At 64.2% G+C, this 26,505-nt stretch carries 26 protein-coding genes; 8 read left to right on the forward strand and 18 right to left on the reverse strand.

Annotated features, from left to right (window positions below):
- Positions 1 to 13: 13 nt before the first annotated feature.
- Positions 14 to 652 carry a glutathione binding-like protein gene (locus AC0L20_RS05355; protein ID WP_473287708.1) on the forward strand — a complete coding sequence of 213 codons (639 nt, stop codon included), beginning with the start codon at positions 14 to 16 and terminating at the stop codon, positions 650 to 652.
- 111 nt (positions 653 to 763) lie between these two features.
- Positions 764 to 2,131 (forward strand): caspase family protein, encoded by a 1,368-nt coding sequence (locus AC0L20_RS05360; protein WP_473287709.1) that lies wholly within the window; start codon positions 764 to 766, stop codon positions 2,129 to 2,131.
- 18 nt (positions 2,132 to 2,149) lie between these two features.
- Here the strand turns inward: AC0L20_RS05360 and AC0L20_RS05365 are convergent, their stop codons facing one another.
- The 7 genes from AC0L20_RS05365 to AC0L20_RS05395 form a co-directional block, all read right to left on the reverse strand.
- Positions 2,150 to 3,586 (reverse strand): NAD-dependent succinate-semialdehyde dehydrogenase, encoded by a 1,437-nt coding sequence (locus AC0L20_RS05365; protein WP_473287710.1) that lies wholly within the window; start codon positions 3,584 to 3,586, stop codon positions 2,150 to 2,152.
- A 12-nt stretch (positions 3,587 to 3,598) separates the two neighbouring features.
- Positions 3,599 to 4,258 carry an ATP-binding cassette domain-containing protein gene (locus tag AC0L20_RS05370; protein ID WP_473287711.1) on the reverse strand — a complete coding sequence of 220 codons (660 nt, stop codon included), beginning with the start codon at positions 4,256 to 4,258 and terminating at the stop codon, positions 3,599 to 3,601.
- Positions 4,259 to 4,960: an ABC transporter ATP-binding protein gene (locus AC0L20_RS05375; protein ID WP_473287712.1), complete on the reverse strand. Its 702-nt coding sequence runs from the start codon at positions 4,958 to 4,960 to the stop codon at positions 4,259 to 4,261. It lies immediately after the preceding gene.
- Positions 4,957 to 5,700, reverse strand: coding sequence for an ABC transporter ATP-binding protein (locus AC0L20_RS05380; protein ID WP_473287713.1), 744 nt, complete (start codon positions 5,698 to 5,700; stop codon positions 4,957 to 4,959). Before AC0L20_RS05380 ends, AC0L20_RS05375 begins: the two co-directional genes overlap by 4 nt.
- Positions 5,697 to 6,740: a branched-chain amino acid ABC transporter permease gene (locus AC0L20_RS05385; protein ID WP_473287714.1), complete on the reverse strand. Its 1,044-nt coding sequence runs from the start codon at positions 6,738 to 6,740 to the stop codon at positions 5,697 to 5,699. Before AC0L20_RS05385 ends, AC0L20_RS05380 begins: the two co-directional genes overlap by 4 nt.
- A 5-nt stretch (positions 6,741 to 6,745) precedes the next feature.
- Positions 6,746 to 7,666 (reverse strand): branched-chain amino acid ABC transporter permease, encoded by a 921-nt coding sequence (locus AC0L20_RS05390; RefSeq protein ID WP_473287715.1) that lies wholly within the window; start codon positions 7,664 to 7,666, stop codon positions 6,746 to 6,748.
- A 106-nt stretch (positions 7,667 to 7,772) separates the two neighbouring features.
- Positions 7,773 to 9,065 (reverse strand): ABC transporter substrate-binding protein, encoded by a 1,293-nt coding sequence (locus AC0L20_RS05395; protein WP_473287716.1) that lies wholly within the window; start codon positions 9,063 to 9,065, stop codon positions 7,773 to 7,775.
- 136 nt (positions 9,066 to 9,201) lie between these two features.
- Between AC0L20_RS05395 and AC0L20_RS05400 the strand changes: the two genes are divergently transcribed.
- Together AC0L20_RS05400 and AC0L20_RS05405 are read left to right on the forward strand one after the other, a co-directional pair.
- A complete protein-coding gene (locus AC0L20_RS05400) occupies positions 9,202 to 10,035 on the forward strand; it encodes a MurR/RpiR family transcriptional regulator (protein WP_247287203.1) in 834 nt (277 codons plus the stop codon).
- Positions 10,036 to 10,057: 22 nt separating this feature from the next.
- Positions 10,058 to 10,882 (forward strand): SDR family NAD(P)-dependent oxidoreductase, encoded by an 825-nt coding sequence (locus tag AC0L20_RS05405; RefSeq protein WP_473287717.1) that lies wholly within the window; start codon positions 10,058 to 10,060, stop codon positions 10,880 to 10,882.
- 73 nt (positions 10,883 to 10,955) lie between these two features.
- On the opposite strand, the gene AC0L20_RS05410 is transcribed toward AC0L20_RS05405, so the two are convergent.
- On the reverse strand, positions 10,956 to 12,029 hold the full coding sequence (locus tag AC0L20_RS05410) for a DUF2778 domain-containing protein (protein ID WP_473287718.1): 1,074 nt from the start codon (positions 12,027 to 12,029) through the stop codon (positions 10,956 to 10,958).
- 655 nt (positions 12,030 to 12,684) lie between these two features.
- On the opposite strand from AC0L20_RS05410, the gene AC0L20_RS05415 reads away from it, so the two are divergent.
- Together AC0L20_RS05415 and AC0L20_RS05420 are read left to right on the forward strand one after the other, a co-directional pair.
- Positions 12,685 to 13,209 carry a FecR domain-containing protein gene (locus AC0L20_RS05415; RefSeq protein WP_473287719.1) on the forward strand — a complete coding sequence of 175 codons (525 nt, stop codon included), beginning with the start codon at positions 12,685 to 12,687 and terminating at the stop codon, positions 13,207 to 13,209.
- 76 nt (positions 13,210 to 13,285) lie between these two features.
- Positions 13,286 to 15,175 carry a CHASE2 domain-containing protein gene (locus tag AC0L20_RS05420; protein WP_473287720.1) on the forward strand — a complete coding sequence of 630 codons (1,890 nt, stop codon included), beginning with the start codon at positions 13,286 to 13,288 and terminating at the stop codon, positions 15,173 to 15,175.
- Between the two features lie 26 nt (positions 15,176 to 15,201).
- On the opposite strand, the gene AC0L20_RS05425 is transcribed toward AC0L20_RS05420, so the two are convergent.
- The 4 genes from AC0L20_RS05425 to AC0L20_RS05440 form a co-directional block, all read right to left on the reverse strand.
- A complete protein-coding gene (locus tag AC0L20_RS05425) occupies positions 15,202 to 16,704 on the reverse strand; it encodes a glycosyltransferase family 39 protein (RefSeq protein ID WP_473287721.1) in 1,503 nt (500 codons plus the stop codon).
- 6 nt (positions 16,705 to 16,710) lie between these two features.
- Positions 16,711 to 17,844 (reverse strand): glycosyltransferase family 2 protein, encoded by a 1,134-nt coding sequence (locus AC0L20_RS05430; RefSeq protein WP_473287722.1) that lies wholly within the window; start codon positions 17,842 to 17,844, stop codon positions 16,711 to 16,713.
- Positions 17,845 to 18,133: 289 nt separating this feature from the next.
- Complete coding sequence (locus AC0L20_RS05435; protein ID WP_026232985.1) at positions 18,134 to 18,337, reverse strand: hypothetical protein; 204 nt, start codon at positions 18,335 to 18,337, stop codon at positions 18,134 to 18,136.
- An 86-nt stretch (positions 18,338 to 18,423) separates the two neighbouring features.
- Positions 18,424 to 18,804, reverse strand: coding sequence for a hypothetical protein (locus tag AC0L20_RS05440; protein ID WP_473287856.1), 381 nt, complete (start codon positions 18,802 to 18,804; stop codon positions 18,424 to 18,426).
- A gap of 116 nt (positions 18,805 to 18,920) precedes the next feature.
- Here AC0L20_RS05440 and AC0L20_RS05445 point away from each other — a divergent pair, with 116 nt between their 5' ends.
- Positions 18,921 to 19,742: a DUF72 domain-containing protein gene (locus AC0L20_RS05445; protein WP_473287723.1), complete on the forward strand. Its 822-nt coding sequence runs from the start codon at positions 18,921 to 18,923 to the stop codon at positions 19,740 to 19,742.
- A 22-nt stretch (positions 19,743 to 19,764) separates the two neighbouring features.
- Positions 19,765 to 20,226: a DUF488 domain-containing protein gene (locus AC0L20_RS05450; protein ID WP_027567725.1), complete on the forward strand. Its 462-nt coding sequence runs from the start codon at positions 19,765 to 19,767 to the stop codon at positions 20,224 to 20,226.
- A 33-nt stretch (positions 20,227 to 20,259) separates the two neighbouring features.
- Here the strand turns inward: AC0L20_RS05450 and AC0L20_RS05455 are convergent, their stop codons facing one another.
- The 6 genes from AC0L20_RS05455 to AC0L20_RS05480 form a co-directional block, all read right to left on the reverse strand.
- Positions 20,260 to 21,174 carry a PhzF family phenazine biosynthesis protein gene (locus AC0L20_RS05455; RefSeq protein ID WP_473287724.1) on the reverse strand — a complete coding sequence of 305 codons (915 nt, stop codon included), beginning with the start codon at positions 21,172 to 21,174 and terminating at the stop codon, positions 20,260 to 20,262.
- Positions 21,175 to 21,405: 231 nt separating this feature from the next.
- Entirely contained in the window at positions 21,406 to 22,713 is a 1,308-nt protein-coding gene (locus AC0L20_RS05460) for an adenylate/guanylate cyclase domain-containing protein (protein WP_473287725.1), read from the reverse strand.
- Positions 22,714 to 22,744: 31 nt separating this feature from the next.
- Positions 22,745 to 23,908, reverse strand: a complete 1,164-nt coding sequence (locus AC0L20_RS05465) for an ABC transporter permease (RefSeq protein ID WP_473287726.1) — start codon at positions 23,906 to 23,908, stop codon at positions 22,745 to 22,747.
- Entirely contained in the window at positions 23,905 to 24,837 is a 933-nt protein-coding gene (locus AC0L20_RS05470) for an ABC transporter ATP-binding protein (protein ID WP_473287727.1), read from the reverse strand. The genes AC0L20_RS05465 and AC0L20_RS05470 overlap by 4 nt, the downstream gene beginning before the upstream one ends.
- Positions 24,834 to 25,751 carry an HlyD family secretion protein gene (locus AC0L20_RS05475; protein WP_473287728.1) on the reverse strand — a complete coding sequence of 306 codons (918 nt, stop codon included), beginning with the start codon at positions 25,749 to 25,751 and terminating at the stop codon, positions 24,834 to 24,836. Before AC0L20_RS05475 ends, AC0L20_RS05470 begins: the two co-directional genes overlap by 4 nt.
- Entirely contained in the window at positions 25,748 to 26,443 is a 696-nt protein-coding gene (locus AC0L20_RS05480; protein ID WP_473287729.1) for a TetR/AcrR family transcriptional regulator, read from the reverse strand. Before AC0L20_RS05480 ends, AC0L20_RS05475 begins: the two co-directional genes overlap by 4 nt.
- Between the last annotated feature and the right edge of the window lie 62 nt (positions 26,444 to 26,505).

Consider the following 26,505-nt stretch of genomic DNA (forward strand, 5'->3'; position numbering starts at 1 on the left):
GGGAGCGTGGGCGATGCTGCAACTCTATTTCTCCCCGATGGCCTGCTCGCTTGCGAGCCGCATCGCGCTGATGGAAGCGGGCCTCGAGGCCCGCTATCATCCGGTCCATCTCCAGACCAAGCAGGTCGTGGACGACGGCGGCGATTTCTTCGGCGTTTCGCCGAAGGGCGCGGTGCCGGTCCTGGTGCTGGAGAATGGCGAACGGCTGACCGAAAGCGCGGCGGTGCTGCAATACATCGCCGATTTGAAGCCCGAGACAGGCCTTGCACCCGCGTTCGGAGATCCCGACCGCTACCGTCTCCAGGAATGGCTGAGCTTCATCGGGGCCGAGATCCACAAGGCGTTCCTGTTTCCAACCTTCTGGTACAAGGACGACGCCTCGCTCGCCAAGCCGCGTGCAAGGATCGCGCAGACATTGTCGATGCCTGCCGCGCATCTGGCGGACCGCGAATTCCTCGTCGGCAACAGTTTTACAGTCGCGGATGCCCACCTCACCTGGGCTTTGCTGCTGCTTCGTCCCGCAGGGATCGACATCGCGCAATGGCCATCCTTGTCGGCCTATCTCGCGCGCATGCAGGCGCGGCCCGCCGTGCGGGACGCGATTGCGACCGAAATGGCGGTGCGCAAGACGATGGCGGCGAGCCCGGCGTGACAGGATGTCACGGCCGCGAAATCCAAGCGTTTTCTCTGGCGGGGCATTGATGTCGGCGCGGCATGCGCTAATCTGGAGGGATATTTTTCGACATTTCCTTGGAAGGCATTCATGCGTGCTCTTTCCAGATTTTGCCTCGCCAGATTTTGCCTCGCCAGATTCTGTCTCGCCCTCCTGGCCTGCTGGCTTTTCCTTGCGCCTGCATCGGCAGAAACCCGCGTCGCGCTGGTGATCGGCAATGGCGCCTATGCCAGTACGGCGAAGCTTCCCAATCCGTCGCACGATGCCGAAGACGTCGCCGCCTCGCTCAAGCGCAGCGGCTTCGAGGTGCTCCAGGGCATCGACCTGCGCCAGGCCGACATGCAGGACCTCACCATCCGCTTCGCGCGCGCCGCGAGCAAAGCCGACGTCGCCATGTTCTACTACAGCGGCCATGCGATGCAGTACAACGGCGTGAACTATCTGATGCCTGTCGACGCCGTGCTGAGCGACGAAGCCGACCTGAAGCGCTTCGTGCGGGTCGACGATATCGTGAACGATCTGCAGCAGGCCAAGAACCTGCGCATCCTCATCCTCGATTCCTGCCGCGACAATCCGCTGGCCGAAACCTTGAAACGCTCCGCCGGTATGACGCGCGCTGCCTCGATCGGGCGGGGCTTGTCGAAAGTCGAAGCACCACGCGGCACGATCGTATCGTTCTCAACCCAGTCCGGGCAGACCGCGGCCGACGGCGGCGGCCGCAACAGCCCCTATACGACGGCGTTCCTGAAGCACATCGAGGAGCCCCAGGAGATCGGCGAGGTCTTTCGCGACATCAGCAGCGACGTCTACGATTCCAGCGGCAAGACCCAGCTCCCGGAGCTGTCGCTATCGATCATCGGCAAGTTCTATCTGAACGGGCCGGTGTCGATCACGGTGGCGCCGGCGGCGCCGCAAGCCGCACCCCGGGCTGACCCTTGCGCGGCAGCAGAGGCGCACTGGAAGGCCGCGGACGGCATCGGCACGCTTGGCGCCTACGAGGACCATCTCACGAGATTCCCGAATTGCATCTTCGCCACGCTTGCCAAGGCCCGAATTGAAGGCCTGAAGCAGAAGGTGGCGCTCGCGCCGGCAAGCGGCAACGCCCGTACCGCGAAGGACTTCGACGGCAATTGGGACGTGACGTTGAACTGCCCGCCGACCGGCAAGGCGCAGGGCTTCACCCGGGCCCTGTCTGCCACGGTTGCGAACGGCGTCTTTCATGCCGACGCCCAGAGCCAGGGCGCCGTCAACCGCCTGGAGATCGATGGCCAGATCCCCGCGGACGGCAAGACGACTTTGAGCGCGCGCGGCACGACAGGGGCGAGCACCTATACCCTCAACAACCTCGCGCCCGGCTCGCCCTACGCCTTTACGGTCGATGCGCAGTTCGATCGCACCCGCGGCACCGGCAAGCGCAACGAGGCACGCGCCTGCGGTCTGGTCTTCGTCAAACGCTGATCGTGCATCGTCCAGCGTTCACACGCCAGTCTGACTGATGAACTTGGTGTTGAAATAGCCCTCCATCGCCTCGGTGCCGCCTTCCGAGCCGTAGCCGGAATCCTTGATGCCGCCGAACGGCACTTCGGGCAGCGCGAGACCAAAACTGTTGATCGACATCATGCCGGCTTCGATCGCCGAACCGATCGCGGCCGCCGTCTTGGCCGAGCTGGTGAAGGCGTAGGACGCCAGCCCAAAAGGCAGCCGGTTCGCCTCCTCGACCACCTCGTCGAAGGATGAGAAGCGGGAAATCAGCGCGAGCGGGCCGAACGGCTCCTCGTTCATGGCGCGCGCATCCTTCGGGACTTCGCTGACCACGGTCGGCTCGAAGAAATGACCCTTGTTGCCGACGCGTTTGCCGCCGGTCTCGAGCTTTGCGCCTTTGCCGACGGCATCCTGCACCATGCCTTCAATGGCGGTGACGCGACGGGGGTTGGCGAGCGAACCCATTTTGGAGTCGGGATCAAGGCCGTTGCCGACTTTGAATGCCTTGGCGCTGTCGACAAATGTGTCGACGAATTCACGGAACACGTCATCCTGCACGAGCATCCGCGTTGGCGAAATGCACACCTGCCCGGCATTGCGATATTTTGCTGCCGCCAGGATCTTTGCGGCCGATGTGACGTCGGCGTCCTTGAAAACGATCGCCGGCGCATGGCCGCCGAGCTCCATGGTGGCACGCTTCATGTGCAGGCCCGCGAGCGCATTGAGCTGCTTGCCGACATGAGTCGAGCCCGTGAACGAGATCTTGCGGATCACCGGATGCGGAATGAGATATTCGGAGATCTCCGAGGGAATACCGTACACAAGGTTGATGACGCCATCGGGCACGCCAGCGTCCGCAAACGCGCGGATCAGCTGTGCGGGCGAGGCCGGCGTCTCCTCCGGCGCCTTGACGATGATCGAGCAGCCGGCGCCGAGTGCGGCGGAGAGCTTGCGCACGACCTGATTGATCGGAAAATTCCAGGGCGTGAACGCCGCGACCGGGCCGACCGGCTCCTTGATCGCGAGCTGGTAAATGCCCGGCCCCCGCGCGGGGATCAGCCGGCCATAGGCGCGCTTGGCTTCTTCCGCAAACCACTCGATCACATCGGCGGCGGCCATCGCCTCCATTTTGGCCTCGCCGAGAGTCTTGCCCTGCTCCATCGTGAGCAGCGGCGCGATCTCGTCATTGCGCTCGCGCATGATTGCGGCGGCCTTGCGCATGATGCGGCAACGCTCGAAGGGGACAATGTTTCGCCAGATCTTGAAGCCGGCGCTGGCTGCGGCCAGCGCCTCGTCGAGGTCGGACCGTCCGGCATGGGCGACGGTGCCGATCACCTCTTCGGTCGCGGGATTGCGCACCTCGATCACCTTGCCCGAATGGGCCGGTCGCCATTTGCCGCCAATGAAAAGCTGGGTGTTCGAATAGGCCAACGGATTCTCCTTTTAGGTCGAGTTGTGAACGGCGCCGTGACAAATCGCGTCCGCCGCCTTTGTCATTTCCGGCCCGAGATAAGCGCGGCAGCGCGGATCTGCGACGAGAGCGCCGAAATTCGCCATGGGTGTTACGCCGCCGCCGGCCACGAACAGGAATCGTCCGGCGATCTCGGCGAGGATGTCGAGGTGCCAGGCGGCCGTCGGGTGCATGCAGAGCACGACCAGCCGGCCCTCGTCGCGCAGCTTGCGGAAGAAATCGAGCATGAAGCCGATATAACCATCCTGCAGGTTGAACTGCGGTTCGTCGAACAGGTGCACCAGCGGCGTCCGGGTCGGCGACGGCTCCAGCAAGGCGGACGGAATGCGCTTGCGAAAGCGCCTGACCTGATACGATTGGTGATAGTGAATCGCGAGCCGGTCGCGCTCACGATATTTGACGCCATGAATGTCGGTGCCCGCGACCAGCACGCGCCCCGAGGTCGGTGCGTTCGAGCCCGTCATCATCTCGAACAAAGTCGTCTTGCCAGCCCCATTCGGGCCGACGACACCGACGATGTCAGGTTCGTCCAGCGACAGGTTTGCCTGCAGCGTGAATGATGGTCGGCGGATCACGCGGCCCCGCGTATAGACCTTCCGAACGTCGTCGAGAACGAGCAGCGGTGCGGCCACTTATTGTACTCCCAACAAGCGCTGACGAAGCCCGCGATCATCCCGCAAGGCCGCGGCCTCTCCGGTCCAGACGATCCGGCCGCGATCGATCACCGCGGCATGGTCCGCGACCGACAGCGCGATCTCGGCGTTCTGCTCCACGACCAGCGAGGCAATACCCTCGTCCTTCATGCGCAGGATCGTCGCAAGCACGTCGCCGACGATTTTCGGCGCCAGTCCCTGGCTGGGCTCGTCGAACAGCACCAGTCCCGGCGAGCCGACCAGCGCGCGGGCGATCGCCACCATCTGCATTTCGCCACCCGACAGATTTTCGCAGTCGCGCTCCATGAGATATTCGAGCGGCGAGAAGATCGCAGCGGCCTCCTTGAGGCTCCAGTGGCGAAAGCGCGTGCGCTTTTGCGCGATCGACAGGTTGCGCGCGACCGTCAATGTCGGACACAGCCGGCGGTCGTCGGGCACCCAGCCGACCCCAGCGCGCGCAATCTCGTGGGTTGGATCGTGCGTGACATCGTGACCGTCGAAACAAACGGAGCCGCGGCGTGGGCGCGTCAGCCCGAGAATCGAGCGGAGCATGGTCGTCTTGCCGGCGCCGTTGGGGCCGAGCAGCGCAAACACCTTGGCGTGCTCGATGGCGAGCGAAGCGCCGAACAGCGCCTGGGTCTCGCCGTAGAAGGTATCGACCGCATCCACTTCGAGGATCATGCGAACTTCCCGAGATTGGAGCGCCGCACCCATTCGTTCTGCTGCAGTTCGTGTGGCGTTCCGCGCGCCACCACCTGGCCCCAATGGATGACCGAGATGCGGTCAGCCAACGAGAACAGGAACTCCATGTCGTGCTCGATGGCGACGATGGTCAGCCGCCCCTTCAGGCGAGCAATCAGGGTTGCGAGCCGTTGCACCCCATCGGAGCCGAGACCGGAGGTCGGCTCGTCCAGGCACAGCACGCGGGGCGCCTGCGCCAGGGCGACCGCGATCTCCAGCGCGCGCCGGTCGCCATAGGACAGGTCCTTGGCGCGGATACCACCCTTGTCGGCAAGCCCGACCGCCGCGAGCGCTTCGGTAGACTTCGCGGCAAACCGGCTGTCGCCCGCCGCTGCGCGCGCGATATCGTGGCCACGGGCGCGAAACTCGGGCAATCCCATCATGACGTTGTCACGCGCCGAGAATTCGTCGAACAGCGTCATGATCTGAAACGAGCGGGCGATGCCCTTGGCGGCGATGCGGTGCGGGCTGAGGCCCGTGACATCCTCGCCGCCGAGCAGGACTCGGCCCCGGTTCGGCTTCACTCGGCCGGTGAGGACATTGAAGAATGTGGTCTTGCCGGCGCCGTTCGGACCCATCACACCGTGAAACTCGCCCTCCGCGACCGCGAGATCGACGCTCTCCAGCACGACGCGATCGCCGAAGCGGACATGAACGGCCGCGGCTTCAATCATGTTCATCGCCCGCTCCCGAACAGCAGCCGCATCGCCGAGGTACCGCGCTGCCGTAAGGCGCCGAGTGAGTGCTGCTGCACGGCAGCGGAGATCGCGCCGGCAATGCCTTCGGGGCGGAACAGCACGATGGCGATGAAAAGCAGACCAAAATAGAGCATCCAGGCATTGGTCAGCGCGCCGATCACGTCGCGGGCGGTGAGGAAGAGAAACACGCCGATCACCGGGCCCCAGAAGCTGACAAGCCCACCGCCGACCAGCGTCATCATCACGACGTAGCCGGATTGATGCAGGCTCATGACGTCAGGGAATGCGGCGAGCTGCGCCATGGCGAACAATCCGCCGGCAAAGCCCGAGACGGCGGCCGACAGCGTAAAGACGGCGACCTTGTAGAGCCAGACATTATAGCCGAGATGGCTTGCACGGACTTCGCTCTGCCTGATCGCGGCGACCACGCGGCCATAGGGAGAGTGCACCAGCCGCCACAATGCAGCGGTGCCGACCGCAAAGACGGCGAGCACGAAATAGTAGAACGCGACATTGTCGGTGAGATCGAAAGACACCAGCCCGAAATCGGCGGGCAACCGTTTGATCTTGAGAAGTCCGTCTTCGCCGCCGGTGATCCGGTGCGATTTGATCGCCAGTGTCCAGAAGATCTGGCCGAAGGCAATCGTCATGAAGGCATAATAGATGCCGCGCCTGTGCGAAATGAACAGCGCCACCAGCACGCCGGCAAGGCCCGCGACCGCGGCTGCGGCAAGCAGACATATCCAGAGATTTGCAACGATTTCGAGCTGACAGAGACCGAACGCGTAGGCGCCGATGCCGAAATAGGCACCATGACCGAACGACGGAAGGCCGGCAGTGCCCAGCACCAAATTGAACGCGAGCGCGTAGAGCGACCAGATCAGGATCTCGATCCCCAGATAAGGATAGAGCCCGATCCGCGTGATCCAGAGCGGCACCGTTGCAAGCACGAGCCAGAGCACCAGCATCGTCGGCGACACGAGGCGCGCGGCGTCCGGTGAAGATTTTGATTCCACAATCATTCCCTTTAGGCCTCGAGCACGCTCTTCTTGCCCCACAAGCCGCGCGCGCGGAACGTCACGACGGCAACGAGCAAGATGTACATCGACAACAGCGACCATTCGGACGCGTAAGCACCGGCGAGGCCGACACACAGTCCGACCAAAAGACCCGCCACGACCGCACCCCAAAAGCTGCCGACGCCCCCGAGCACGATCACCAGGAACGCAGGAATGACCGCATCGACGCCCATATGCGGGCGAATGCCCCAGATCGGCGCGACGATGATGCCCGCGATCGCGGCCAGCATCGTGCCGAACACGAACACCAGCAGCCGCAATCGTGACAGGTTGATGCCGAGGGCGCGCACGATCTCGCTGTCATGCGCGCCGGCCTTGACCGTCGCGCCGAACGAGGTCTTTTCGATCAACAGCCAGACCAGGCCGATGATCCCGGCGGCGATACCTGCTGCATAGAAGCGATAAGTCGACCAGATCAGGTCGCCGAACAGGAAGCCGCCATTGATGGCGGACGGCACCTGCAGCACGTAGTCGCGAGTGCCCCAGACCAGGCGGATCATCTCCTCGATCACCATCGCGGCGCCGAAGGTCAGGAGCAGCCCGTACAGCGGATCCTTGCCATAAGTCCGCCGCATGCAGAGCTCGATCAGCATGCCGACCAGACTCACGATCACGGGCGCGATGATCAACGTGGCGGCATAGCGCCAGCCGAGCGGCAAGACGAGCCACGCTTTCGCAAGTTCCATCGGCAATGGCGGGCGCGGCCCCGTGAGCTGCATGGCAACATAAGCCCCGAGCGCGAACAGGGAGCCGTGCGCGAGGTTGATCTGCTCCATCAGCCCGACGATGAGCATGAAGCCGAGTGCGATCAGCGCGAACAACAGGCCGAGCGTCAGGCCGTTGAGGAGATGCGGAAGAAGGTCGAACAAGGTTTTGGGCTCTCGCAACTGGCATGTCTCACCCGGGACGTCGATGGTCCCGGTGCGCGGCGCACGAAATCGCGCGCCGCTCGTTCTGCGACGTGACGCGCCGTCTCTAGGAGTCGACGGTCGGCACCTGCTCATAGGGCGTGAGCTTGCACTTGCCAGGTGCAGCATCGTCAGCCGCGGATTTCGGCTCCGTCCAGCTGATGATCTCGAACAGATCGGTATTGTCGGCCGGCTTGGCGTTGCGCCGCGCCAGGTAGATCGTCTGCTGCATCTGGTGCGTCATCGGATCCATGTAGGCGTCGAAATGCTGCATGCGGTCGGTCGCCGAGACCTTCAGGTTCTCAAGCTCCTTGATGATCTTGACGTTGTTGGTCGACCCTGCCCGCTCGATCGCGCGGAGCAGTTCGCGCGTGGACATGTAGCCGTTGTAGGAGACGTTGCCTGGCACCGGGATCGGGCCGTCCTTGTTGGCAACCTGCCACTTCTTGACGAATTCGGCGACACCGGGCAGCGGCAGCTTGTGATACCAGGTCGTGCCGAACACGCCGAACAGGCTGTCGGGCGCGCCCCACACGTCGGGCCAGTCCTGCTGGTTGTTGATCCAGGCCGGCTTGCCGTCGAGCTTGAGCTGCGCCACCTGCTCGCGCAGTGCCTTGATGTCGTCGCCGCCAACCGCGGTCGCCACAACATCGGGCTTGGCCTGCTGGATCTTCAGGAGATAGGCGGTGAAGTCGCGCGTGTTCTGCGGCACCAACAGATTGTCGAGGATCTTGCCGCCGGCGCTCTCGACCTGCGTCCTGGTCGCGGCGGAGGTCGTGTGACCCCAGACATAGTCGTTGGTCAGCAGCATCCAGTTCTTGCCGATGGAGTCCACCGCGTTCTTGACCGACGCCTTGGAAAAATTGGTGCCGTTGCCGTCCCAGACGAATTTCACGCGTGAGCAATTCTCCCCGGCTTCGCTCGGCGCCGAGGAATTGGTGTTCATGTAGATCACACCGTATTTGCTGGCGACCTGCGTGATGGCGTTGGCGACGCCCGAATGCAGCGCGCCGATCAGGATGGTGCAGTCCTCGCGAGTGATGAAGCGTTCGGCGACGCGGCTGCCCGTCGCTGGTGTCGTCTCGGTGTCCGCGGTGATGAACGTGACTTGGCGCCCGAGTACGCCGCCTTTGGCGTTGATCTCGTCGATCGCCATCTTGATGCCGCGGAAATCATCCTGGCCGCTGTTGCCGTATTGACCGCTGGCATCGCAGGTCAGGCCAAGCTTGATCGGTTTCGCACCTTGCGCCCAGGCATGATTCTGCCGCCACGGCCCAAAGAAGCTGCCGGTGCCGCCGATGACACTCGCCATCAAGCTGCCCTTCAGAACGCTTCGTCGTGAGATCTGACGCCCTCTCATCGTGTCCTCCCGTTTTCGAAGTCTTTTGCTTTTTTGTGAGATTAGAATATTCATTCCATCTATTATGTAAAGTAGAATATTTGATCCAAACGATGAAATGCCGTTAAACAGGCGAGCGATCCGGAGATCCGACTCGATGAACAAGGCGGCTGGCGCCATGAGTTACGACGAGCTGCGCGGCGCGATTGCGCAGCGGCACCGGGCGCTGTCCGGTCGGCTGCAGCAGATCGCGGAGTTCGTGCTCGATCACCCGACCGATGTCGCGCTCGGCACCGTGGCGGAGGTGGCGCAGCGCTCAGGGGTGCCGCCGTCGGCGATCGTTCGCTTCGCACATGCGCTCGGGTTCGGCGGCTTCACCGAGATGCAGCAGGTGTTCCGCTCACGCCTCGTTGCCGGCGTCGCGCCAAGCTACAAGGCGCGCCTCGCCCGCATGAAGAGCCAGGAGAAGTCAGTGCTCGGCCGCCAGCCGGCCGCGGTATTGTCGCGTTTCGTGTCCGAAGCGCAATCATCGCTGGTCGCGCTCAGCCAATCCGTCCATGCGCGCGAACTCGACGCCGCAACCGCGATCCTTGCCAAGGCACGTGACATCTATCTGCTCGGCCTCGGCGGCTCGTTCCCGGTTGCGATCCACCTCGCCTACGTGCTGCGCAAGCTCGGACGGCGCGTCGTCCTGCTCGACGGTCTTGGCGGCAGCATCCACGAGCAGTCGCACGCGGCGACATCAGACGACGCGCTGGTCGCGATCAGCTTCCGGAATTACTATCCGGATACGGCGCGGCTGTTTCCTGAACTCGTCGCGCGGGGCGTGCCCACGATCTCCATCACCGACAGCCTTTTGAGCCCGATCGTCGAGGGCGCAAGCGTCGTGTTCGAGATCCAAGACATGCCTGAGCCCGCGCTGCGTACGCTTGTCGCACCGATGTGCCTCGTGCAGGCGTTGGCGATCGGCCTCGACCTCGCAGCAGACTGACACTCACAACAGGTACAAGATCATGACATCGCATGACACCACCAAGATTCTGGCAGGCAAAGTTGCGTTGGTGACCGGCGCGGGACGCGGGCTCGGCCGCGCTTTTGCGGAGAAGCTTGCCGCGCTCGGCGCTGACGTCGCCATCCACGGCATGCGTGAGAACGGGCCGGCCGAATATGGCGAGGGCACCACCCTCACCGCGGTCGCCGCCGAGATCGGACGCGAATTCGGCGTTCGCAGCCAGCGCGTGCTCGGCGATCTCACCAAGGGCGAGGACATCGCACGCGTCATCGCGGAGACCGAAGCGGCACTCGGCCCGATCGACATTCTCGTGCACAATGCCGGCGGCGATATCGCGGCCGGCGGCGGCAAGCCCGATCCGAACGATGCGGTGAACATCAAGGAGGCGGATGTGCGCGCGGTGCTGGAGCGCAATCTGCTCTCCACCATCCTGACATGCCAGGCGGTCGCGCGCGGCATGATGGAGCGCCGACGCGGCCGCATCGTCACGCTTGGCTCCGTCGCCGCTTTCAAGGGACGTACCCAGGGCTCGATCTATGCAGTGTCGAAGGCCGGCGTGACCCACTACACGCGATGCCTGGCCGACCAGCTCCGCCCCTACGATATCGCCGTCAACTGCATCGCGCCCGGAGATACCCGCACCGGCCGCTTCCTCGGAACGCGCGCAGTCGACCCCGACAGAATGGTCGAGACCGGCACGCTCGACCGGATCGCAACCGTTGACGAGGTCGCGCGTGTTGTCGAATTCTTCGCAGGGCCCATGGGCGCCTTCGTTTCCGGTCAGGTGCTGCGGATCGACGGCGGCGGGCAGTGCTGGCCGGGCTGAAACGCACGCGCGAGGCGAAACAGAAAAGGGCCGCTGCAAGCGGCCCTTTTGCGTGATCTCGAATTGACTAAGCCTAGTCCACCCGCGCCAGCACCGCGAGCTTGCGGATGCCCTTGTTGCGGTAGGCGTCGAGGAACGCGTAATAATCCTTGAACGACACGCAGCCGTTGGAATCGCCATTCGGCCCGAGCATGAAGGTATGCGCGAGCAGGCCGTCGCGGCCGTAGATCGCGCTCTCACCGCCAATCGGGGTCAGGCGCAGCGCAGGCACGCCGTGAAACAGCGCCTCGCGCGGCTTCAGCGTGTAGATGTGCGGCGGCGTCACACCGCGCATGCGGACGCGCGAGGAGCGCGGGTCGTCGAGGTTAGAGCCGAGGCCGGAATGCGCCTCGAGCTTGGTGCCGTCTGGCAAGTAAACCGCCTTGGCGGAGATGTCGTAGACCGCGGTGTCGCGCTCATAGGGCGCCGAACCGCCGAGCATGGGGTTCTGCTCCCTCGGCGCGATGGACGCGGTTACGCTGGCGTCGGCCGAGGCATAGGCGAGCAGCCCACCGGACGGCTCGCGCTTGCCCCAGAGCTTTTCCACCATCGACTGACGCGGTCCGGTGATCGACATCACCGCAGCCTTGGCGCGATCGGCAATCGATTTTGGTTTCGCCTCAGGCGCCGGCACGATCTCGGCCGGATCTGCCGAGGCAAGCTGCACCGGCGCGTCAGCGCCGCGCTTGGACTTGGCAGCGTCAGCGATCTTGGCGGGACCTGGCTTCAGGACTTCCGCGACCCTCGCGATCACGCTCGGCTTCGGCGCGTCCTTGGCTTCGGCGACCTTGGTTGCGGGTGCGGCGCTGGCCGCATTCGATGTCACGCCCTGGGTCGCAGCCGCGGCAAAGCGATCGTTGAACATTTCGCGCGAGATCGGCGCTGCCACCTGCAAGCGGTCGGGCAAGAGCGCAAAGGCTTCCTTGACGGCCTCACCGGCCTCGCGCAACGCGACCCTGGGCGCCCGCTTGATCACGGGCTCGTCGTAGCCGCTGCTGCCGACGGTCGGATAGACGCTGGCGGCAAAGATGTTGCTGTAGATGGTCCAGCCGGCGCCAAGCACGACGCAGCCGATCACGGCGGCGCCAAGCACGTTTTGGGAGGTCATTTTCCGGGAAGGCTTCCGATAAGAAGTGCTCGAGAATCCTTTGGACTTTCGTGCCGCGATGCTTTGCGCAGCGATACTCGTACTCATTCGCCTTGCGTCCAGAACGGTGTCACTCAGTCCCCCTTCGAAGCGCCGCTGGTCACGATCCGGGAACAGCATCTCGCAGAGGGTCGGAGCGTCATTAAGGCCACTTTTAGTTAAATGCGGATTAAGTTCGGGCGGATGTGGGGCAACCCGTTCGGGTGTCCCATTTCGAGAAAAAAGCCCGCAGAATTACGGACTTAAGCGCGTCTGTTAACTATGATTCTCGGCGGGATTTGGCGTTGCCGGCGACCGTCTCCGGCCGCATCTGTAAGGCCATCCAACCAAGTCGTTTTCGTGGTCTTCAATACCCGGAGGATACCGGGGAAACGTTGCGCGAGGCTGGTGCGCACAGCCCCCTCTCGTCCGCAGCCGCAGCGCGGTTATCAGCAGCCACATCACAGACCGCGGGCGCGAGCCGGTGCCCTGACCGAAAGTTGATCGCACTGCACTGGAAAAGGCCGCAGCGAGAAAATAGCTACGGCAACCGGCACTTTTCAGCAGCCTCTGCGTGTGATACGGTACCGTATCAATATCGCCTTGAACTGTGCCAAGCACGCAAACGGAGGCTGGCATGAGAGGGATCGCGCGCGCCGGGTTTTTCGCTCTGGCGTGGTTGTTTCAGATCATCGGGTCTGCGAGTGCACAGCCTGCCGCCAATGCGGGTTGCACGGCATCGCCATCCGCTGCCGGCACGCAGACCTGGCGCTGCGACAACGGCATCACCATCGTTGCGGAAAACGGCGCCAGATTTGAACTTAAGGACGCTAACCGCGACGGACATATAGACTCGGTGGAGTTGAGCAGCAAAGCGCTGCTGATCGAGGTGCCCAAGAAGCCCGGCGGCAATCCCTTCAAGGTGCTGACGCCGCAGGCGATCGCCGCGGTGCGCGGCACGAAATGGGCGGTCGATGTCGCAGAGGCCAAGACCTCCGTCTTCGTGGCTGACGGTCGTGTCGGCGTGAGCCGCAGGAGCGGCGGGCGCGGCGTGGTACTAGCCCGCGGCGAAGGCGTCGATGTGGAAGCGACAGGCCCGTTGATGGTGAAGACATGGGGTCAGCCGCGCGTCGACGCGTTGATGACGAGACTAGGTCAATAGACTAGGCCGATAAGTTCGGGTCACCGGGGCTCGGCCAACAGCATTTGGACGATAGAGAAAATTGCAACACGACCACATGAGTAGCCGACGCATTCAGATCCTGGTGGCACTCGTCCTCACCGCGCTTTGGGGCGCGGGCATCTATGCCGGCCACGCCAACGGTCATCTGCGTTTTCTCGATCGCCTCGAGGCGACGCTGACGGATTGGCGGACGCAGGTCCGCGGCGTGCGGGTTCCGCCCGATCTCGTCACCATCGTCGCCATCGACGACACCGTCGTGAAGCGCGGCGGCAGCTATCCGCTGCCACGGGCCGATCTCGCGCGCGTCGTCGACACCATCGTGCAGTTCAAGCCGAAGGTCGTCGCGATCGACCTGCTGCTGGTCGACCGCAGCGCTGCGATCGGCGACGCTACGCTGGCAAATACGCTGGCGACGGGTCCCATCGTCCTTGCCGCCGCAGCGATCTTCCCGTCCGCCAGCGAGACCGTGGAGACCAGCGGCCAAGGCCCCCTCGCCGCCCTGCCGCAGGCCGAGCGCTTCCTGCTGCCCTTGCCGGCGTTCGCCGATCATGCCGAGGTCGGCGTCGTCAACGTTGCGACCGGCCAGTCTGGCTCGCCGCTCTCGGTGCCGATGCTGTTCCGGACGAGCGACAAGGTCGAGCTGTCCTTTCCGTTGCGGGTCGCGGCGCGCGCGCTCGACAAGTCGCTGACGATCGCGCCGGACCATCTGATGCTCGGCGACCGCGCAGTGCCCACCGATACCGACTTCGCGCTACCGATCACCTATTACGGCCCGCGCCGGACCATCCGCACCGTCAGCGCACAGAGCATCTTCGACGGCACGTTAAATCGCGCGGCGATCGAGAACCGGATCGTCGTGATCGGGGCCTCGGTCGCCGGCGGCGGTGATTTTTACCCAACACCGTTCGATTCTCTAATGCCCGGCGTCGAAGTGGTCTCCACCGCGATCACCCATCTCGTCGCCGGCGACAGCATCGTGCGCGACCGCAAGGTCCACATCGCCGACGCACTCATCGCGATCCTGTTGCCGATGCTGCTGGTGGGCCTGCTCGCCTGGCGGCGCAGCACACTCGGCATCGTCGCTGCGGGCGCGGTGATGATCGCCTGGGCCGGCTTCAATCTGTTCGCGTTCACGCACGGCGTCTGGCTGAACGCAGCGACCACGCTCGCCGCAGCAGTGCCGCCGGTTGCGGTCTTTGCCGGCGTGCAATTGTGGGCGGGAGGCCGCCGCACGCAATATTTCGCGGCCAAGAGCCGGTCGCTCGCGCAATTCCAGGCGCCGGCCGTGCAGGAGTGGCTGGCGCGCGATCCGAATTTCCTGTCAACGCCCGTCCGGCAGGACGCGGCCGTGGTCTTCATCGATCTCTCCGGCTTCACGGCGCTGAGCGAGCGGATCGATCCGGGCGAACTCCAGGACATTCTGAAGGCGTTTCACGCGCTGATCGAGAAGACCGCGGTCGATTGCGGCGGCATGATCAGCGGCTTTCTCGGCGACGGCGCCATGATCCTGTTCGGTCTGCCCGGCGCGATGCCCGACGACGCCGCACGCGCGCTGAAATGCGCGATCGACCTGCACCGTGGCGTCGAACGCTGGATCGCATTGTTGCCGCCTGCGATGCGGGATCAGCTCGGCTTCAAGATCGGCGCGCATTTCGGCCCGATCGTCGCCTCCCGCCTCGGCGAAAGTCATCAGCACATCACGGCGACGGGCGACACCGTCAATGTCGCGAGCCGGTTGATGGAGGTTGCCGTCCAAAACGGCGCGCGGCTCGCGCTCAGCGATACGCTGCTGGACGCGGCCGACTTCCAGGGCGCTCCCGACGGCGTATTATCGGGCCCCCTGCTCACGCAGGTCCGCGGCCGCTCCGGCGTCGTGACCGTTTGGTTCTGGCGCGACCAGGACAGGCCGAACCAGGCCGCGACCAAGGCCGAGATGATCAACTGAACCTTCGCCGTCGTCCCAAGGAAGAACTACCGCGCTTCCGGCGGTGGCGAGCGGTCCAGCACGTCGCCCTTGGCGGCTTCGAGCAGATCGATGCTGTAAGTCTCGATCACCAGCGGGCCGCGCTTGCGCTGCAATTGCGCGACCTGCGTCACCTTCGCAAAGAGATCGTGGACGGCGGGATGGCCGTCAGAGCGCAGCTCGTCGACATAGATCAGCTTACCCGCAAGCAGCTTTGGATTCGGCTCGGGCATGTTGGCCCAGCGGATGCGCTGGTTCTGCTGCGCCACGCAGCTACCGCGCGGCAGATAGAAGGCGAGCCAGCCTGTCGTGCCGTAGTCCGGGGCAAGTACGCAGGTCGCACCATTACGGGCGCGCACCGCTTCGATTTCGGCAGCGAGCTCGCGCCAGCCGACGCCGACGCTGCGCACGGTCGCATCGCGGCGATAGCCGGACAGCCAGCCGGTATTGGCCTGCACGATCAGCGCGGCAAACATCACGATGCCGGTGGGTGCGGCCCAGCGCAGGCAGAAATCCACCAGGCGGCGCTGGCGCGGCTTCCACTGCACGAGATTGGCGGCGGCCGCCGCCGCGACGACGAAAGGCGGGTAGACCGGCGCGAACCAGTTGGCCTCGACGCGGGCATGCAGCGAATGCCAGACGAAATAGGCGACGATGGTCCAGAACATCGTCTCGATCAGCACGCGCGAGGCCAGCGCGCCGGCCCGACGCCAGGTCAGCGCGTGCAGCCCCATCGCGCCGAGGACGAACACCAGCGGCGTTGCAAACGCGATTTGGGTCGGGATCAGCTCGGCAATGAAGACCGGACGAAAATCCTCGATCCTGGCGCGCCCGAGCTGCTTTGCGAACGAGACCCATTGATGATCGGCATTCCAAAGGATCACCGGCGAGAACAGCGCGAGCGCAACGAAACCGCCGAGATACGGCCACGGCGAGAGAAACCAGTGCCGCAGTTTCGGCACGGCCGCGATCCAGATCAGGATCGCCAGCCCAAAGAACATCGCGGTGTATTTCGACAGGAGCGCCGCGCCGACGGCTGCGCCGACCGCGAGCCACCAGACGCCGCGGCCGCTCTCCAGCACCTTGGCGAGAAAGAACAGCACGAAGCTGGAGGCAACCAGAAGCGGCGCATCGGGCGTGACGATCAGCGTGCCGACCGAGGCCAGCAGCGTCACGTTGAGCAGGATGGCGCTGGTCGCCGCCACCCGCGCGCCGCCGAACAGGATCACGGCGGAGCGATAGATCGCGTAGCTCATCGGCAGCGCGAGCAGGATCGAGACCAGGCGGACGCCGAGCTCGGTGTCGCCGGCGATCAGGGTGCCGGCGCGGATGACGTAGGCAACCATCGGCGGGTGGTCGTAATATCCCCCGGCGAGGTTCTGCGACCACATCCAGTAATAGGCTTCGTCGAAGGTGATCGGCGTGAAGGCGGCTGCGACGAGCCGCAAGCCGACCAGCGCAAAGATCACCAGCACCGTATTGCGGACGATCCGCGCGTCAGCCCCGCCCATCGTGAGCTATTTCTTGCGCCAGACGAACAGTCCGGACATCGCGTAGTTCCATACCACGCCCATCAGCGCCCCGGCCGCACCCGCAAGCCACCAGATCGGCTCCTGGTCGTAGACCGAGAAGGCGACGCCGACATTGGCGAGCAGGCCGACGCTGCACACGATGTAGAACGCGATCAGGCCGCGCAGTAGCGCAAAGCCCTTCAGCCGCTGGTCGCGATAGGTGAGGAAGTTGTTGAGGACGAAATTGCTGGTCATCGCGACGATGGCGCCGGAGGCCTGCGCTTCCGCGAACGGCTCCTTGAACAGCTCGAGCGATATGAACAGAGTGGTAAGATGCACCACGAGGCCGATCCCGCCGACCATCGCGAACAGCAGGAAGCGCAGCGAGACGGCATCATTGGTGAACTTCGCCAGCACCAGGCCGAGAAAATCCAGCGCGACCATGGAATCGAGCTTGCTTTCGCCGTGCTGGCGCTCACCGAACGTGTAGGGGATTTCGATGGCGCGCAAGGTGCCGTTGGCGCTTGCGACGAGGTCGAGCAAGATCTTGAAGCCGTGCACGGAAAGTTTCGGCGCCAGCTGCTCGAAGCGGTCGCGGCGAACCATGAAGAAGCCGCTCATGGGATCGGCGATTTCGACCCGCAGTGCTTTCCTGGCGAGTTCCGTTGCCAGCGCGCTGGCGCCGGCGCGCTGCTTGTTGAAGCCTTCGCTCTTGTAGCCCTCGATGTAGCGGCTGCCGACCACGAGTTCGGCCTGCCCGCTCGCGAGCAGCGACAGCATCTTCGGCAGTTGCGTCTCGTCGTGTTGGAGGTCGGCGTCGATCACGGCCGCATAGGGCGCGCTGGAGGCCAGGATGCCCTCGATGCAGGCCCCCGACAGGCCGCGGCGGCCGATGCGGCGGACACAGCGCACGCGGCTGTCGCGCTGGGCCAGCGCGCGCACGACGTCCCAGGTGCCATCAGGCGAATTGTCGTCGACGAACACGACTTCCCAGGCGATGCCGGCCAGCGCGGCCTCCAGCCGTCGGTACAGCACCGTGACATTGTCGCGTTCGTTGAAGGTCGGGACGACGACCGACAATTCCGGCGCCGGCGAAGCCGCCTGTTGGGTGTCGGAGCCCGGTCTGATCGCTTCATTCATGACGGCAGCGTATATCCGCCGCGTCCTGTGCTGCCAAGATCTTGTGCTGCCAAGAACTTGTCCTGCCAAGAACTTGCGCCCGTAAGCCGGGATTTCTCTGGGGAGCGGCCCAAAAGGGGCCCAAAAATGCCAACGACCCCGGAACGGCGGGCCGCGCGTACATCCGGCGCAGCCTGTGCTATTCCAAGGTCGTTCCAGCGCCGGAGTTTTTCGCTCAACGTCGCCGTTAGAAACTAAATGGGAACGGCAACACCGCTTTACAAGGGGCTAAAGCGGCCTTTTCACGCCCTTATTGGTTCGGGACTTCCTTGATCACCGGCCCTCGCGGCACGGGCGCGGCAGGGGCCGCCGGCGCCGCAGCCCCGGCCGGCTCGGCCTTCGCAGGTTTGGGCGGCTTGCCGTATTGGCCGATCGGCCCGAAGACGACGGCCACCGCAAGCACGATCGCCGCGACGATCGCGCCCAAAATGCCCCCCACCGACTCAGACGACATGGAAACCCATCCCTGTTCCAGATGCGCTCAGTAATACCATGGATGAGCGCGCTGCCGGAAGGGCCTGCCGGAGGCCGGTCCATGGGCTATTTCTGCGGCGGCTTGTGCTTGACGAAGGCCGTCACGATGTCCTTTTGCGCCGCCTCCACCGCCCTGTTCGCGGTCGCGAGATGCGCGCCGGCATCAATATCGGGATATTGCGTGGTGAGATAATCGAGCAGTGCCACCCGGTAGTATTGTCGCTCCGACGGACAGGCTCCGGCGACGGAGCGGCCAAAATCCTGTTCCGACAGGTCCTGATTGCCGTCGCGCGAATATTCCCGCGCCAGGCAATGCCAATAATCGTCGCGGCCCTGCTTGGCGAGCTTCTGCGCACCCTTGGCATCGTCATCATCGGCCATGACTGAAGATACCGTGGCAGCAGATGTCATCATGACGAGCGCCGCTCCCACCATCAGCATCCGCATCTTGTTCTCCATTTTTCGCAGATCCTGTCGCGAGCTTAGACGGGACGTCGCAACTGGCCAATCACAACTGGTTTGATTAGGATGGAGGCCCTCCTCCCGTCATCCGAGATCCTCCCGTGGCCAAAGCAAAAACCGCGTCCAAAAAATCCGGCAACATCTTCATCGGCATCGGCGGCTGGACCTTCGAGCCCTGGCGCGGCGTGTTCTATCCGGAGAAGCTAACGCAAGCCAAGGAGCTGTCCTACGCCGCCTCGAAGCTGACCTCGATCGAGATCAACGGCACCTATTACGGCTCGCAGAAACCGGAGAGCTTTCGCAAATGGGCGAGCGAGGTGCCTGATGGTTTCGTGTTCTCGGTGAAGGGGCCGCGCTTCGCCACCAACCGGCGCGTGCTGGCCGAGGCTGGGGATTCGATCAAACGTTTCTATGATTCCGGCGTGCTGGAACTCGGCGATCATCTTGGGCCGGTGCTGTGGCAGTTCGCGCCGACCAAAAAATTCGACGGCGCCGATTTCGGCAAGTTCCTCGAGCTGTTGCCGCGCAAGATCGAGGGACGCGCGCTGCGCCATGTCGTCGAGGTCCGTCACGACAGTTTCTGCACGCCGGACTTCGTCGCGCTGATCCGCGAATTCGAGACGCCCGTCGTGTTCGCCGAGCACGGCAAATATCCTGCGATCGCCGACGTCGCCGGCGATTTCGTCTATGCCCGGCTGCAGAAGGGCAATGACGAGATCAAGACGTGCTATCCGCCGAAGCAGCTCGATGCCTGGGCCAAGCGCTTTCAGGACTGGGCCGAGGGAAGCGAACCCGACGACCTGCCGAAGGTCGACAAGGCCAAGCCGAAGAAGGAGCCGCGCGACGTGTTCGCCTATGTCATTCACGAGGGCAAGGTGCGCGCGCCGGCCGGCGCCATGGAACTGATCGCGCGGGTGAGCTGAGGTATTTCACTAAAGGTGTCTCATGGCAAAGGCCAAAAAGCTCTTCACCATCGGCTATGAGCAGACGCCGCCCAAGGCAGTGCTCGACGAGTTGGAGCAATCCGGCGTCAAGCTCGTCGTCGACGTGCGCGCGGTGACGTCATCCCGCCGTCCCGGCTTTTCCAAGAAGCAGCTCGCCGCAGGGCTCGACGAACGCGGCATCGCCTATGTCCATCTGGCAGCCCTCGGAACGCCCAAGGAAGGCCGCCTCGCCGCCCGCAGCGGGCAATACGATGTGCTGGAGAAGGTTTTCTCAAAGCACCTGAAGACGCCGGAGGCTCGGGAGCAGATGGACGAGCTCTCAGCGCTGGTGAAGAAAGCAGGTCCTGTCTGTCTGCTTTGCTACGAGCGCGACCACACCCACTGCCACCGCCAGATGATCGCTGAGATCATCGAGGAGCGCGATGGGGTGGCAGTGAAGAATCTGGCGGGACGGCAGGCCTGAACGACTCTCTCCGTCCTAGCCGGGAATAGAGAGCTACCCTTCTCCCGCCAGCTTAAACGTCCCTTCCATCATCTGCACGCATTGCCCGCCGACATGGGCCGAGACGATCTTGCCGTCCTGCTTGCGCACGCGCGTCTGAAGGATACTGGGCCGGCCCATGTCAAAACCCTGACCGACCGTGAGCTTCAACTCGCCCTCGCGGATAGGATCGAGATCGGCGAACAGCGCGGCGGCCGCGACCGTTGCGCTGCCGGTGGCGGGGTCTTCGGCGAGGCCGCTGGCGCCGCGCATGAACATCCGCGCCTGCCGCTCGCACGGCGCCTCCGCCGCGGGCACATCGCGCGTATAGAACCACGCCGCGAACGCGCCGTCGTACGGAAATACCTTGCCGAAGGCCGCCGCGTCGGACCTCGCCCGTTTGAGCGCATCGCGCGAGTGCACCTCAATCACCAGAAACGGCGTTCCAACGCTGACGACCTGTGGAGCGTGACGGTCGACCTTGATGTCGTCGGCACTGAGCGAGATGCAGCTCGCGGCATCAGTGGCAGACAACTGCGACAGGCGGGTCAGAGGCTGCGGCGCGGTGAGCTCGGTGCTGATCACCCGCCCCTGCTCTCGCACAATATCGACCGGCACCAGCCCCGCCTTCTCTTCGAACCGCAGACGCGGTTTCGGCTCCTTCGCGATCGAGGCCAGCACGAAGGCGGTGCCGACATTGGGATGGCCAGCGAAAGGAAGCTCCCTAACAGGCGTGAAGATGCGCACCTCGGCATCATTCGCCTTGTCACGCGGCGGCAGCACGAAGGTCGTCTCCGAATAGTTGAACTCGGTCGCGATCGCCTGCATCTGCTGCGTGGAGAGCCCGCCGGCATCGAGCACCACGGAGAGCTGGTTGCCGCCGAAGGCGCGGTCGGTGAACACGTCGACGGTGATGTAGCGGCGCTGCATCTTCACTTCCTCATGCAAGTCGCGGCCGCAACCGGCCGCGTCGCCAGCAGTCTACAAGCCGGCGGCATCGCGCGTCATGCCCCAAAATTCGGTGCAATCGGAGCAATCGCGGTGAGGTGTTGGAAGCCGAGAAGCGGCTTCCACAATGCAAGACCCGAAAGCTAGCAGAGATAGTTCATCACGGGCCTTCAACGAAGCGCGACTCACATTTGAAGACGCAGGAGGCGGCCCTTACCCCAATTGAAACACCGCCACCTTCTGCTCATAGCCGCGCACCTCGACCTCACCGAGCGCGACGGCATCGCTGCCGTCCTCGCCCAGCACCTCGCGGACGGCCGCGGAGATCAGGAGCTGCGAGCCGAACTCCTTGTTCAGCGCTTCGAGGCGGGAGGCGAAGTTCACGGTGTCGCCGATGACGGTGTATTCCTTGCGCCGGGGCGAGCCGATATTGCCGGCGACGACCTCGCCGAAATGGATACCGATGCCGATTCTGAGTGGCCAGCTCGTCTGCGCGTTGATGCGCTCCATCGCGGTCAGCATCTCGCGGCCGGCGGCGACCGCGCGATGCGCGGCGTCGGAGGTCTCGAGCGGCGCGCCGAACAGAGCGAGAAAGCCGTCGCCCAGAAACTTGTTCACGATGCCGCCCTCGCGGTCGAGAATGTCGACCAGGACGGCGAAGGCGCCGTCGAGCCGGTCGACCACCTCCTGCGGGGTGCGCGACTGCGCGCCCGCGGTGAAGCCGCGAAAATCGACGAACATCACGGCAACGCGGCGGAGGTCGCCGGCGGCGCTCGTCCCTGCCGCCATCAGCCGCTCCACCACCTGCGGCGAAACGTGCTGGCCGAACAGGTTGGTCACCCGGTCGCGCGCGGTCGCTGCGGCAATGCTTGCGGCGAATTGGCGGCGGAGCTGCGCACCGACCGCGCCTGCAAGCACGCCGCAGATCAGGATGATGGTGCTTCGCACCGCGTGGAAGTAGATCTGCGGCTCGCCGCTCCCGCTGGCGGGATCGAAGATCAGCGCCACAGTGAGCAATTCACCCGCTGCGACGAAGCCGGTGAAGGTGGACAGCCAGAAGTCGAGCCGCAGGGTCGAGAGGATGACGAAAATGAAATAGATCAGCGGCACGACGAAGCCGAGCGCTTGGCTCGCGCCCATGCTGCGGATCTGCAGGATCAGGATGACGGTTGGCAGCGAGGTCTCGATCAGCGCCCCGATATAGCGCCGGATCACCGGCAGATCGCGGTCAAGCTTGAGGTTTCGCCTGATCTGGCTGTGGACCCAGACTTCAAACAGGATGAAGCCGGTCAGAAGACCATAGACCTCGGCAAGCCCCTCCGTGCCCCGCCAGACCCGCTGCACCACGGAGGAATCGACGAGATAGATCGCGGTGAGGAACACGACGATGACGCAGCCCGTCGTGATCAGCGCCCTCACCCGCACGAGCTCGGTGCGCAGCACTTCGCGCGTCAGCTCGCGCTCGAAGTCTTCGGACATCACGGCATGCTGCCGGGCCTTCCTGCTCGCAAAACTGACCATTCCGCCCCCTTGATTCCAGGGGCATCTTGCCTCAATCCAGCGTGCGGCGGAAGCGCGTCACGGCGATGGTCATGGCGAGCAGCATCAAGACCGCCAGCGCCAACGCGTCGAAACGCAAATTTTGCATGCTCGCGCCCTTCAGCATGATGGCGCGGACGATGCGCAGATAATGCGTCAAGGGCAGGCACTCGCCGACATATTGCGCCCAGGCCGGCATCCCGGCAAACGGGAACATGAAGCCGGACAACAAGATGCTCGGCAGGAAGAACATCATCGACATCTGCATCGCCTGGAGCTGGTTCTGCACCAGCGTCGAGATCGTATACCCGATCGCCAAATTGGTCGTGATGAACAGCGTCGAGAGCAGCGCCAGCAGGAACAGATTGCCGAGCACCGGCACGCCGAACAGGCCGACCCCGATGCCGATGATGAGGAACGCCTGCACGAACCCGACCAGCACGTAAGGGATGATCTTGCCGAACATCACCTCGACCGGCCTGATCGGCATCGACAGCAGGCTCTCCATCGTGCCGCGCTCGACCTCGCGCGTGACCGAGAGCGCGGTGAAAATCAGCATGGTCATGGTGAGGATGGTGCCGACGAGGCCCGGCACGATGTTGAGGCTCGACGCGGCGGCGGGGTTGTAGCGAGCATGCGCGCGGATCTCGAACGGCATCTCCGGAGGATCTCCGATGTAGAGATCGTGCTTGAGTGCGGTCTGCACGACCATGCCGAGCGAGCCGATCGCCGCGCTCGCCGCCACTGGATCGGTGGCGTCGGCCGCGACCAGCAGCGCCGGCTTATCGCCGCGCCGCACTGCCCGCTCGAAGCCGCGCGGGATCTCGACGCCGAACAGAACCTTGCCGGATTTCAGGAGATTGTCGAAATCGTCGACGTCGTGCACTTCGTAGATGAAACGAAAATAGGCGGTGTTCTCCAGCGCCTTCAGGATCGAGCGGGCGAGATCAGAGTCCTCCTGGAGCAGCACCGCGCTCGGCAGATTGTGCGGCGTGGTGTTGATGGCATAGCCGAACAAGAGCAGCTGCATCACCGGCAGCATCACGATCATCGCAAACGACACCCGGTCGCGCCTGAGCTGGATGAACTCCTTGATCAGCATCGCATAGGAGCGCCTCCAGAAACCGAAGCGCTCCCGGATCGCGTGGTGGGGGTCGGGATGATCGACGGCGCTCATTGGAAATTGTCCTTGGACCGGCCCATCAATTCGATGAACACGTCTTCCAGTGAAGGCGATGATTTGTGCCAATGCAGCCCGCTTTTCTCGCGCCACGGCGCGATGCTGGCCTCGAGCGCGGCGACATCGCGGCCGGACACGTGCAGCGACGTGCCGAACGGCGCCACCATGTCGATCCCAGGCTTGCCGGTGAGCGCAGCCGTGAGCTCGTTCAGGTCCTCGCCCGTCACGGTGTAGGTCGTCAGCGCGGATTTCGCGATCACCTCGTCCACGGTGCCATGCACGAGCAGATGGCCATAGGCGATATAAGCGATCTCGTGACAGCGCTCGGCCTCGTCCATGTAGTGGGTCGAGACCAGCACGGTGAGACCGTCGGCCGCGAGTGCATGAATCTCGTTCCAGAAATCGCGCCGCGCTTTGGGATCGACACCGGCGGTCGGCTCGTCGAGCAGCAGCAGTTTCGGACTGGGCAATGTGCAGGCCCCGAGCGCCAGCCGCTGCTTCCAGCCGCCGGAGAGTTCGCCCGCGAGCTGTTCCTCGCGCCCCGAGAGCCCGAGCCGCTTGATCATGTCCCGCGCGGCGCCGCGCGCGTCGGCAAGGCCATAGAGCCGCGCGACGAATTCGAGATTCTCGCGCACCGAGAGGTCCTGATACAGGCTGAAGCGCTGGGTCATGTAACCGACCTGGCGCTTGATCTTTTCCGCGTCCTTCAGGATGTCATAGCCGAGACAGGTGCCCTCGCCGCTGTCCGGCGTGAGCAGGCCGCAGAGGATGCGGATCGTGGTGGTCTTGCCGGAGCCGTTCGGCCCGAGGAAGCCGTAGATCGAGCCGCGCTTCACCTGCATCGACAGATCGTGCACGACCTCGCGGCCGCCGAACGACTTGGTCAGGCCCTTGACGTCGATCGCGATGCCATTGCCGCCGCTCATCGCTGGTCCGCCACCGGAGTTTTTGGATTGAGAAAGACGTCGATCGGCTGCCCGACGCGCAAGGCGTCGGGACGCGAAGGCCGGGCCTGGATCAGATAAACGAGCTTGTTGCGCTCCTCGAGGCTGTAAATGACAGGCGGCGTGTATTCGGCCGAAGTCGCGATGAAGTAGATCTTTGCTGTGAGATCGGCGGCGCAATTGTCGCACGCGATCCGCACCGTATCGCCGATCGCAAGCTTCGGCAGCTCGGTCTCCGGCACGAAGAAACGCAGCTTCATGTTGCCGGGCGGCATGATCGAGAGCACCGGCCGCTGCGCTGCCACCATCTCGCCCTCGCGAAAATAGATCTGCTGGATGGTACCGGCCACGGGCGCAAAGCCCTTGCGCCGCGCCATCCGCGTCTCCGAGGTCGCCACCCGCGCCTCGGCGACGCGCAAGGCAGAGACGGCCGAGTCGAGATTGGCCTGCGTGCCCGAGCCGGTCTTGCTCAGCGAGGCCGCGCGGTCATAGGTCTGCTGCGCGTTGGCAAGCGTCGCCTTGTTCTGGTTGAGATCGGCAAGCTGGAGATCGTCGTCGACGGAATAGAGGTGATCGCCGACCTTGACCTCGTCGCCCTCGCGGATGTTCAGCTTGGTCACGCGGCCCGCCTCGTCCGGGCTGACGAAGATCATGTCAGCCTCGACCCAGCCCTGGAAGCCGGGCTCGCGCTTCTCCTTGCAGCCAGCAAGACCGGTCGCGAGGACGACAACCGCGATCGCACAGAGGCGCGGCAGGTGATTCTGTCGAACCCTCACCCTGAGGAGCCGCGAAGCGGCGTCTCGAAGGGCGAGGAGCCACAGCTGGGCCTGCATCCTTCGAGACGCGCGTTCCGCGCTCCTCAGGATGAGGTGAGAGATGGTTCGTGACGACCTCATGTCGTCCTCCGTTCGCCAAAGATCAAATCGAGATGAACGCGCAGCATGTCCTGCGCGTCGAGCGGCGCGTGCCGCGCAAACAGGCTCTGCCAGATCACCGCGATCATCGCGGGTGCGACCAGGATCTGCGGGTAATGCGCCAGGTTCTTCTGGCGGATCTCGCCGCGGGCAATGCCGAGCTCGATCAGGGCGCGCATGGCGGCCATCCCGCGCGAGACGACCTCGCGGTAGTAGAAATCGGCCACGGACGGAAAGCGCGGTCCCTCGGCCACGATCAGGCGCACGAGATCACCGCGTCTGGTGCCGATCACCTCCTTGAGGAAGTTGCTGGCAAACGTCTCGACGAGATCACGCACCGAGCCCGCCGGCGGCGGCAATGCCGTCAACCGCGTCACAACAGGCACGATCACGGTCCGCACCAGCTCCTCGAACATCGATTCCTTGTCCTTGAAGTGCAGGTAGATGGTGCCCTTGGCGACACCCGCGCGCTTCGCGATGTCGTCGAGCCGCGTGGCGGCAAAGCCGCGCGCGATGAATTCCTCCATCGCGGCATCCACGATCGCCGCGCGCCGCTCCGCCGCGCGCATGGCGCGGCTCGGCGTGGGCGCCGCGTCGTTGCCAGCGCTTGCAGAGGCCTTTGCGTTGGCGCGATCTGTGGACGGAGCGGCGGGTTTGGTCGGCTTCCTGGTCATTTTGACGATTTGACTGACCGGTCAGTCATAGTCAAGACAGGACTACAGACCCACCTAGGTCA

Source organism: Bradyrhizobium sp. Kon58 (assembly GCF_055807455.1).

What these genes read in the sequence shown, in the direction of transcription:
- AC0L20_RS05425 (WP_473287721.1), bottom strand. Translation starts at nt 16,704, where the DNA reads ATGGGCGGGGCTGACGCGCGGATCGTCCGCAATACGGTGCTGGTGATC.
- AC0L20_RS05380 (WP_473287713.1), bottom strand. Translation starts at nt 5,700, where the DNA reads ATGAACATGATTGAAGCCGCGGCCGTTCATGTCCGCTTCGGCGATCGC.
- AC0L20_RS05435 (WP_026232985.1), bottom strand. Translation starts at nt 18,337, where the DNA reads ATGTCGTCTGAGTCGGTGGGGGGCATTTTGGGCGCGATCGTCGCGGCG.
- AC0L20_RS05420 (WP_473287720.1), top strand. Translation starts at nt 13,286, where the DNA reads ATGAGTAGCCGACGCATTCAGATCCTGGTGGCACTCGTCCTCACCGCG.
- AC0L20_RS05355 (WP_473287708.1), top strand. Translation starts at nt 14, where the DNA reads ATGCTGCAACTCTATTTCTCCCCGATGGCCTGCTCGCTTGCGAGCCGC.
- AC0L20_RS05400 (WP_247287203.1), top strand. Translation starts at nt 9,202, where the DNA reads ATGAACAAGGCGGCTGGCGCCATGAGTTACGACGAGCTGCGCGGCGCG.
- AC0L20_RS05385 (WP_473287714.1), bottom strand. Translation starts at nt 6,740, where the DNA reads ATGATTGTGGAATCAAAATCTTCACCGGACGCCGCGCGCCTCGTGTCG.
- AC0L20_RS05450 (WP_027567725.1), top strand. Translation starts at nt 19,765, where the DNA reads ATGGCAAAGGCCAAAAAGCTCTTCACCATCGGCTATGAGCAGACGCCG.
- AC0L20_RS05460 (WP_473287725.1), bottom strand. Translation starts at nt 22,713, where the DNA reads ATGGTCAGTTTTGCGAGCAGGAAGGCCCGGCAGCATGCCGTGATGTCC.
- AC0L20_RS05470 (WP_473287727.1), bottom strand. Translation starts at nt 24,837, where the DNA reads ATGAGCGGCGGCAATGGCATCGCGATCGACGTCAAGGGCCTGACCAAG.
- AC0L20_RS05455 (WP_473287724.1), bottom strand. Translation starts at nt 21,174, where the DNA reads ATGCAGCGCCGCTACATCACCGTCGACGTGTTCACCGACCGCGCCTTC.
- AC0L20_RS05395 (WP_473287716.1), bottom strand. Translation starts at nt 9,065, where the DNA reads ATGAGAGGGCGTCAGATCTCACGACGAAGCGTTCTGAAGGGCAGCTTG.
- AC0L20_RS05440 (WP_473287856.1), bottom strand. Translation starts at nt 18,804, where the DNA reads ATGCGGATGCTGATGGTGGGAGCGGCGCTCGTCATGATGACATCTGCT.
- AC0L20_RS05480 (WP_473287729.1), bottom strand. Translation starts at nt 26,443, where the DNA reads ATGACCAGGAAGCCGACCAAACCCGCCGCTCCGTCCACAGATCGCGCC.
- AC0L20_RS05465 (WP_473287726.1), bottom strand. Translation starts at nt 23,908, where the DNA reads ATGAGCGCCGTCGATCATCCCGACCCCCACCACGCGATCCGGGAGCGC.
- AC0L20_RS05375 (WP_473287712.1), bottom strand. Translation starts at nt 4,960, where the DNA reads ATGATCCTCGAAGTGGATGCGGTCGATACCTTCTACGGCGAGACCCAG.
- AC0L20_RS05415 (WP_473287719.1), top strand. Translation starts at nt 12,685, where the DNA reads ATGAGAGGGATCGCGCGCGCCGGGTTTTTCGCTCTGGCGTGGTTGTTT.
- AC0L20_RS05410 (WP_473287718.1), bottom strand. Translation starts at nt 12,029, where the DNA reads ATGACCTCCCAAAACGTGCTTGGCGCCGCCGTGATCGGCTGCGTCGTG.
- AC0L20_RS05405 (WP_473287717.1), top strand. Translation starts at nt 10,058, where the DNA reads ATGACATCGCATGACACCACCAAGATTCTGGCAGGCAAAGTTGCGTTG.
- AC0L20_RS05430 (WP_473287722.1), bottom strand. Translation starts at nt 17,844, where the DNA reads ATGAATGAAGCGATCAGACCGGGCTCCGACACCCAACAGGCGGCTTCG.
- AC0L20_RS05475 (WP_473287728.1), bottom strand. Translation starts at nt 25,751, where the DNA reads ATGAGGTCGTCACGAACCATCTCTCACCTCATCCTGAGGAGCGCGGAA.
- AC0L20_RS05360 (WP_473287709.1), top strand. Translation starts at nt 764, where the DNA reads ATGCGTGCTCTTTCCAGATTTTGCCTCGCCAGATTTTGCCTCGCCAGA.